9 protein-coding genes are annotated in these 6,718 nt (G+C 68.7%); 4 read left to right on the top strand and 5 right to left on the bottom strand.

The annotated features are described in order from the left end of the window. On the bottom strand, positions 1-577 hold a 577-nt coding region (locus tag ABD259_RS14510), incomplete at its 3' end, for an HAD family hydrolase (RefSeq protein WP_344162864.1). A gap of 149 nt (positions 578-726) precedes the next feature. Between ABD259_RS14510 and ABD259_RS14505 the strand changes: the two genes are divergently transcribed. The 3 genes from ABD259_RS14505 (at position 727) to ABD259_RS14495 (ending at position 2,682) form a co-directional block, all read left to right on the top strand. Then, entirely contained in the window at positions 727-1,596 is an 870-nt protein-coding gene (locus ABD259_RS14505) for an IucA/IucC family C-terminal-domain containing protein (RefSeq protein ID WP_344101405.1), read from the top strand. A 155-nt stretch (positions 1,597-1,751) separates the two neighbouring features. Continuing rightward, positions 1,752-2,030, top strand: a complete 279-nt coding sequence (locus tag ABD259_RS14500) for a carbohydrate-binding module family 14 protein (RefSeq protein WP_344101403.1) — start codon at positions 1,752-1,754, stop codon at positions 2,028-2,030. A 184-nt stretch (positions 2,031-2,214) separates the two neighbouring features. After that, positions 2,215-2,682 (top strand): CBS domain-containing protein, encoded by a 468-nt coding sequence (locus ABD259_RS14495; RefSeq protein WP_344101401.1) that lies wholly within the window; start codon positions 2,215-2,217, stop codon positions 2,680-2,682. A 10-nt stretch (positions 2,683-2,692) separates the two neighbouring features. Here ABD259_RS14495 and ABD259_RS14490 read toward each other — a convergent pair whose 3' ends face one another. Beyond that, positions 2,693-2,977, bottom strand: a complete 285-nt coding sequence (locus tag ABD259_RS14490) for a ribbon-helix-helix domain-containing protein (RefSeq protein WP_344101399.1) — start codon at positions 2,975-2,977, stop codon at positions 2,693-2,695. Between the two features lie 6 nt (positions 2,978-2,983). On the opposite strand from ABD259_RS14490, the gene ABD259_RS14485 reads away from it, so the two are divergent. Next, positions 2,984-3,412, top strand: coding sequence for a type II toxin-antitoxin system death-on-curing family toxin (locus tag ABD259_RS14485; RefSeq protein WP_344101397.1), 429 nt, complete (start codon positions 2,984-2,986; stop codon positions 3,410-3,412). 6 nt (positions 3,413-3,418) lie between these two features. Here the strand turns inward: ABD259_RS14485 and ABD259_RS14480 are convergent, their stop codons facing one another. The 3 genes from ABD259_RS14480 to gcvH all read right to left on the bottom strand — a co-directional run bounded on the left by ABD259_RS14480 (position 3,419) and on the right by gcvH (position 6,692). Continuing rightward, positions 3,419-4,828, bottom strand: a complete 1,410-nt coding sequence (locus ABD259_RS14480) for an L-serine ammonia-lyase (protein ID WP_344101395.1) — start codon at positions 4,826-4,828, stop codon at positions 3,419-3,421. Between the two features lie 207 nt (positions 4,829-5,035). Beyond that, positions 5,036-6,307 carry a serine hydroxymethyltransferase gene (locus tag ABD259_RS14475; RefSeq protein WP_344162861.1) on the bottom strand — a complete coding sequence of 424 codons (1,272 nt, stop codon included), beginning with the start codon at positions 6,305-6,307 and terminating at the stop codon, positions 5,036-5,038. Between the two features lie 4 nt (positions 6,308-6,311). Continuing rightward, positions 6,312-6,692: a glycine cleavage system protein GcvH gene (gcvH, locus tag ABD259_RS14470; RefSeq protein ID WP_344101391.1), complete on the bottom strand. Its 381-nt coding sequence runs from the start codon at positions 6,690-6,692 to the stop codon at positions 6,312-6,314. Between the last annotated feature and the right edge of the window lie 26 nt (positions 6,693-6,718).

Raw genomic sequence — 6,718 nt, 5'->3', positions numbered from 1 at the left:
CGCGGCATAGCGACCCGCTTCGACAAGACCCCGCAGAGCTACGAGGCCGGACTCCACCTGTGTGGTGCGATGCTCTGGCTCCGCAGCATCGCACCACACTCATGATCAAACTCCAGACAGGACCTAGCGAGAAGTCCACAAGGTCGTCGAGGCCGAACGCCGCGAGCTTGCGCTCGGCGTTGCGCCGCGTGTTGCCGGTCAGCAGGGAAGAGACGATGTCGCTGTCACCGGCGCAGTGGCGCAGGACGCGTTCGGCTCCGGCGAGGACTCGGCCGCGCTCGACCAGGTCGGCCGTCCGCGCGGCGAAGAGGCGGTCCTGCACGTCCAGGAAGCGGGCGAAGCCGTCGTCGGCGGGGTCCACGCTGTTGGCCAGCAGGGTGTCGTGGAACCAGCGCCACTCGGTACGCCCGGCGCCACGCGTCTCCTGGTGCTCGGTCAGGCCGCTGTACTCGGCGAACGCGGCCGAGAAGATCTCGAAGCCGACTCCGTCGACGTCGAGCAGGGTCTTGTCGATATCCCACAGCACCAGGCGCTTGCCCACGTGTTCTCCCATCAGCTTGACGTGGCGTGCTGTCACCGTATCCGAGCCCGTGTCTTAGTTCCCCCTGTTCGCCGGGAAATGCGCGATGGCGCCCGATACGGGTGGGGCCGACGTGCACAACAGGGGAAGGTGAGGCTAGGCTAACCTACGAATCCATTCGCTATTCCGTGTCCGATCGATCGGGAGTGCCTGTGCAGAGCTGCCATCCGCTGGTCGGCGTCGCTCGCTGGATCAACGCACGCGAGCTCTACATCGATGTGGACCTCCTGGGGGCCACCGACCCTGCCCCCTCGGGTGGGGAGTGGACACGACTCGACCGAATGCCCGACCGGGTCCCCGAACTCATCGCCCTCCTGCTGGAGCGCTCCTGTGCGGGGTACACCACGTCGGCCGCGGCCTTCCTCGCCTCCGACGCCGCGCGCCAGGTGCTCGCCTTCGCCTGTGTGGCGGCGTACCTGACCGGGCGCGCTCCGGACCTCGCCCCACAGCGGACCTGGGTGCGGCACGACCCGGAGACGGGCCGGCTCGACCGGCTCGCGCTGCGCCAGGGCGCGGTGGCCGTGGTCGACGGCGACCCGATGGCGCGCCGCCCCGGCGCCGTGTGCGTCAGCGATGAGGATGCGCTGGACGCGTGGTTCATGGGCGCGGCAGTGGCCGCTCTGGAGCCGGTGATCGACGCCGTGCGCGCCCACACGCGCTACGGGACCCGGGCGCAGTGGAGCATGGTGGCCGACGCGCCGCACGCCGCGCTCATTGGGGCGTCCTACGAGATCGGCGCTGACCAGCGGACCGCGTGGGAACGGGCCCGGCGCATGGTGGAGTGGATCAACGCCGATCGTGCCCGCGTCACTCCCAAGCAGCGCCCCTTCCCGCTCGTCCTGGCCGGGCAGCCGGAGCACCGCCCGGAGCGGATGTTCATGGTGCGCGGCGGCTGCTGCTTCTACTACCGCTTCGGTGGCGCCAAGTGCGCCATCTGCCCCCTGTCGAGCGACGAACGGCGTGAGAGCGTGCTGCGGGAACACTTCGAGCCCACGACGGCCCCGACCACCAGCTGACCGCGCGCGGATGACATGGCGCGGCACTCGTCCCGCCTCTCGCCTTTTTTCTCCCGGCCCTCACCTACACTCCGGCGCTAAACCGCTGCAGAGTCGGCCTCTATCTGGCAATATAACTCTCAGTAGTTAATACCTGACAGAAAGAGATGGCTCTCGTGTACTCCACACCCCGCCGCCTCGCCGCGGTCTGCGGTGCCGTACTCCTGGGCAGCCTGCTGTCGGTGGCCATCGTGCTCCCGGCCCACGCGGAGCTCTTCAACGAGTGCTCGATCGCCCGTGGGATCAAGTATGGGCGGCTCACTTTCCCCGACCCGTATGAGGAGAAGGCACTGCACCCGTGCGTGAAGAACATCCCGGTGCTCTTCCAGTGCCCGCACGGCTTCCTCTACAACCGCATCGACAACGTGTGTGACTCGCCCGGCCTGAAATCCTGACCACCACCCCCAGGTCGCCAATGACGACGCCTACGTGGTGCTGCTCGTCGAGGACGACGTCGAGAAGTTCACCACGAGGGAAGCTCACCGACGCGTCCACGCCCGCCACGAGGCCGGGTGTCGTGATCGTGCGGCCGGGGTAAGCCCATTTCTGGGGCGGGACGTCGACTTTCAGGGGGAATCCATGACGACCGCTGCAGACATCATGCATCAGAACGCTCAGTGCATCGACGAGGGCGAGACATTGGACGTCGCCGCCCGGATGATGCGCGACATGGGGGTGGGGGCGCTCCCCATCTGCGGTTCGGACAAGCGCCTCAAGGGCATCATCACCGACCGCGACATCGTACTCCGCTGTGTGGCCGAAGGCCGTGACTGCCGCACCACGACCGCCGCCGACCTGGCCCAGGGAACTCCGTTCTGGGTGGACGAGGAGGCGGAGATCAGCGAGGTCCTCCAGGGCATGATCGAGCACCGCATCAAGCGGGTCCCGGTCATCCGCGACCACCAGCTGACCGGCATCATCAGCGAGTCCGACCTCGCCCGCGCCCTGCCCGAGCAGCAACTCGCGCAGTTCGTCGAAGCAATGAAGTCGGGGCCCGCCGACCAAGTTCCCGGCGCCGGCACCCGGCCGCACCTCACCCACCACTGACCGACACGCGTTACGCCCGACCAGGGACCCCGCCCGATTCACACCGGTCGTGCGGGGTCTCGACGTGCGCGCCCTCGGCGACTGCTGCCGTGACCCCGGCACTGGACGCGTTCTCACCGCTACCGTCGAACGTGGGCCAATCAAGTGGCTGGTCCCAATCACGGTTCGACATGGCCGCTAGACGGATGCCTTCGCGGATGACCTCCGCCGCCGGGACACCACGACGGCGTGCGGCTTCTCTGACAAGGGCGAGGTCCTCCGGATCGACGTAGATGTTCGTCCTCTTCATGGGCATGCAGCAATGCTGCCCCAGGTCCCACTCTGCTGCCCGGAGATCGCGGTGCAGGCGAGCTGCCGGGGGGAGTTGAACACCAGCCTGATCCTCCGCCAGAACAACCAAGGCCAGGCCACCGTCCGCGACTACGGTTTGCTGGAGAGCGCGGTGCACCGACCGCAGTCCTCTTCGTTCGGTGTCGAGCACCATCCGGGACTCTTCGAGAAGGCCGCAGCGCTGATGCACTCCTTGGCGCGGAATCACACGTTCGTTGATGGCAACAAACGCGCGGCCGGGAACTGTACTGCGGTCTTCCTCGGTATCAATGGTGCTCCACTGGTGTCCCCGCTTGATGAGGACCGAGCGGAGCAGTTCGTCCTCGACGTGAACACAGGAGCGCTCGACGACATCGAAGCCATCGCTGCGGCCCTGTGCCCCTTCCACTTGGTGCCCTGAAGCTCGTCAGCACTCGATGACGTTGACGGCCAAACCCCCGCGGCTGGTCTCCTTGTACTTGTCGTGCATGTCGCGGCCGGTGTCTCTCATGGTCTTGATGACCTTGTCCAGGGAGACGAAGTGGCTGCCGTCGCCCCGGAGGGCGATGCGCGTGGCGCTGATGGCCTTGACCGAGGCCAGGGCGTTGCGCTCGATGCAGGGGACCTGCACCAGGCCGCCGATCGGGTCGCAGGTCAGGCCGAGGTTGTGTTCCATGGCGATCTCGGCGGCGTTCTCCACCTGGGCGGGCGTGGCGCCCAGGGCTTCGGCGAGGCCGCCCGCCGCCATGGAGGAGGCGGAGCCGACCTCGCCCTGGCAGCCGACCTCGGCGCCGGAGATGGAGGCGTTCTCCTTGAAGAGGATGCCGATGGCGCCCGCTGTGAGCAGGAAGCGGACGACGCCGTCGTCGTTGGCGCCGTCGGTGAAGTGGGTGTAGTAGTGCAGCACCGCGGGGACGATCCCGGCCGCGCCGTTGGTCGGGGCGGTCACCACGCGGCCGCCCGCCGCGTTCTCCTCGTTCACGGCCAGCGCGTAGAGGGTGATCCAGTCGCTGCCGCGCATCGGGTCGCTGAGGTCGGTCCGGTCCGGCTTGAGGAGGCCGGTCGCGTCGCACGAGCCGCCCAGCTGGCGGTAGAGGCGGTGGGCGCGGCGGGGGACCTTGAGGCCGCCGGGGAGGGTGCCCTCGGTGGTGACGCCGCGGCGGACGCACTGGCGCATCACGTGCCAGATCTCCAGCAGCTCGTCGTGGATCTGCTGGCGCGTGCGGCCGAACGCCTGCTCGTTGGCGAGCATGATGGAGCTGATCGACATACCCGTCTCGCGGCACAGCCCGAGTAGCTCCGCGGCCGTGGCGAACGGGTAGGGGAGCGGGGTGTCGTCCGGCTTGATGCGGTCGGCCCCGGCGGCTTCCTCGTCGACGACGAAACCGCCGCCCACCGAGTAGTAGACCCGCGAGCGGAGCTCAGCGCCCTCGGCGTCGAAGGCCGCGAACCGCATGCCGTTGGGATGACCCGGCAGGCTCTCCTTGCGCCGGAAGTCGACGTGTACGGCCGGGTCGAAGGTGATCTCCCGGTGTCCGCCCAGCGCGAGGAGCCGGGTGGTGCGAACCCGGCTCAGCAGCTCCGGTACCGCGTCGACGTCGACGTCCTCCGGGGTCTCCCCGAGCAGCCCGAGGATGACCGCGGTGTCGCTGCCGTGCCCCTTGCCGGTGAGCGCGAGCGAGCCGTACAGCTCGGCCCGCACCGTGGCCACCCGGTCGAGCAGGCCGGTGTCGGCCAGGCCCGTGACGAACGTGCGGGCCGCCTTCATCGGGCCGACCGTGTGCGAGCTGGAGGGGCCGATACCGATCTTGAAAAGGTCGAAAACGCTGATAGCCATGGTTCCTGCCCTCCTCGTTGAGTACAGGGTGCGATAGTCGGAAGCGGTTGCGGGGCACCGGCCGTGTAAAACGCCGACAGCCGGGCCCTGCGCCGAACTCGGTGCGACGGCGCACGGCCCGGCTGTCTGATGACGAGGTATGAGGTCGTGCGGCGGCGATGCGCCGCACGCCCCGAACCCGCGCGCCGGGGTGGCGGAGATGTCCCGCTACAGGCCCGGGTAGAGCGGGTGCTTGCGCGCGAGGGCGACCACGCGGTCGCGCAGGGCGGCCGCGTCGTACTCCGGCTTGAGCGCCTCGGCGAGGATGTCGGCGACCTCGGCGAAGTCCGTCTCGTCGAAGCCCCGGGTGGCCAGCGCCGGCGTACCGACGCGCAGCCCGGAGGTGACCATCGGCGGGCGCGGGTCGTTGGGCACCGCGTTGCGGTTGACCGTGATGCCGATCTCGTGCAGGCGGTCCTCCGCCTCACGGCCGTTGAGCTCGGAGTTCACCAGGTCCACCAGCACCAGGTGGACATCGGTGCCGCCGGTGAGCACCCGCACCCCGGCCTCGACGGCGTCGGGCTGCGTGAGGCGCTCGGCGAGGATCCGCGCACCGGCCTGGGTGCGCCGCTGGCGGTCGGCGAACTCCTCGCCCGCCGCCATCTTCAGCGCGACCGCCTTCGCCGCGATCACGTGCTCCAGCGGACCGCCCTGCATGCCGGGGAACACCGCGGAGTTGATCTTCTTGCCCAGCTCCTCCTTGGCGAGGATGAGCCCGCCGCGGGGGCCGCCGAGCGTCTTGTGCGTGGTCGTGGTGACGACGTCGGCGTAGGGCACCGGGTTGGGGTGCAGCCCGGCCGCCACCAGCCCGGCGAAGTGCGCCATGTCGACGAAGAGGATCGCGCCGACCTCGTCGGCGATCTCGCGGAACCGCGCGAAGTCCAGCTGCCGCGGGTAGGCCGACCACCCGGCCACGATCATCTTCGGCTGGTGCTCCTTGGCCAGCTTCTCGACCTCGTCGTAGTCGACGGTGCCGTCCTCGTCGCGCACGTGGTAGGCGACGGCGTTGAGGATCTTGCCGGAGTAGTTGAGCCGCATCCCGTGGGTCAGGTGTCCGCCGTGCGCAAGGTCCAGGCCCAGGATCGTGTCGCCCGGCTTGAGCAGCGCGAAGTACACCGCTGTGTTCGCCTGGGCGCCCGAGTGCGGCTGCACGTTGGCGTGTTCGGCGCCGAACAGCGCCTTGGCGCGGTCGATCGCGAGCTGCTCGACGACGTCGACGTGCTCGCAGCCGCCGTAGTAGCGGCGGCCGGGGTAGCCCTCGGCGTACTTGTTGGTGAGGACCGTCCCCTGGGCCTCCAGCACTGCCTGCGGCGCGAAGTTCTCGGAGGCGATCATCTCCAGCGTGTCGCGCTGGCGGGCGAGCTCGTCGTTGACGGCCGCCGCGACCTCGGGGTCGAACTGCTCCAGTGTCTGGTCGAGCATGTTGCGCGTCTCGGTCATGTGATCAGACCTCGCCTTCGGTGACCTGGGTGTACTGCTCGGGGGTCAGCAGGTCGGCCGGGTCTTCGGAGAGTTCCACCTTGAAAAGCCAACCGCGGCCGTAAGGGTCTTCGCCGATGATCTCGGGGTTCTCCACCGCGGCCTGGTTGACGTCGACGACCTCGCCGTTCACCGGCGCGTAGATGTCGCTGACGGACTTGGTCGACTCGACCTCGCCACAGGTGTCACCGGCCTCCACCGTGGTCCCGGTCTCCGGCGGGTCGACGAAAACGATGTCTCCCAGCGCCTCGGTGGCGAAGGCCGTGATGCCGATGGTGGCGACACCATCGGCGATGGCCACCCACTCGTGCTCTTTCGTGTAGTTCAGCTCAGCGGGAACGCTCAATTCAACTCCCCAGGAGATCATTCGTT

The sequence above is a fragment of the Nocardiopsis rhodophaea genome, assembly GCF_039530945.1.
In the GTDB taxonomy this organism is placed as follows: Bacteria; Actinomycetota; Actinomycetes; order Streptosporangiales; family Streptosporangiaceae; genus Nocardiopsis_C; species Nocardiopsis_C rhodophaea.
Note: the sequence above shows the minus strand (reverse complement) of the source record. Positions and strands in the feature narration are given on the sequence as shown.

What these genes read in the sequence shown, in the direction of transcription:
- ABD259_RS14495 (WP_344101401.1), top strand. Translation starts at nt 2,215, where the DNA reads ATGACGACCGCTGCAGACATCATGCATCAGAACGCTCAGTGCATCGAC.
- ABD259_RS14490 (WP_344101399.1), bottom strand. Translation starts at nt 2,977, where the DNA reads ATGCCCATGAAGAGGACGAACATCTACGTCGATCCGGAGGACCTCGCC.
- ABD259_RS14485 (WP_344101397.1), top strand. Translation starts at nt 2,984, where the DNA reads ATGCTGCCCCAGGTCCCACTCTGCTGCCCGGAGATCGCGGTGCAGGCG.
- ABD259_RS14480 (WP_344101395.1), bottom strand. Translation starts at nt 4,828, where the DNA reads ATGGCTATCAGCGTTTTCGACCTTTTCAAGATCGGTATCGGCCCCTCC.
- ABD259_RS14475 (WP_344162861.1), bottom strand. Translation starts at nt 6,307, where the DNA reads ATGACCGAGACGCGCAACATGCTCGACCAGACACTGGAGCAGTTCGAC.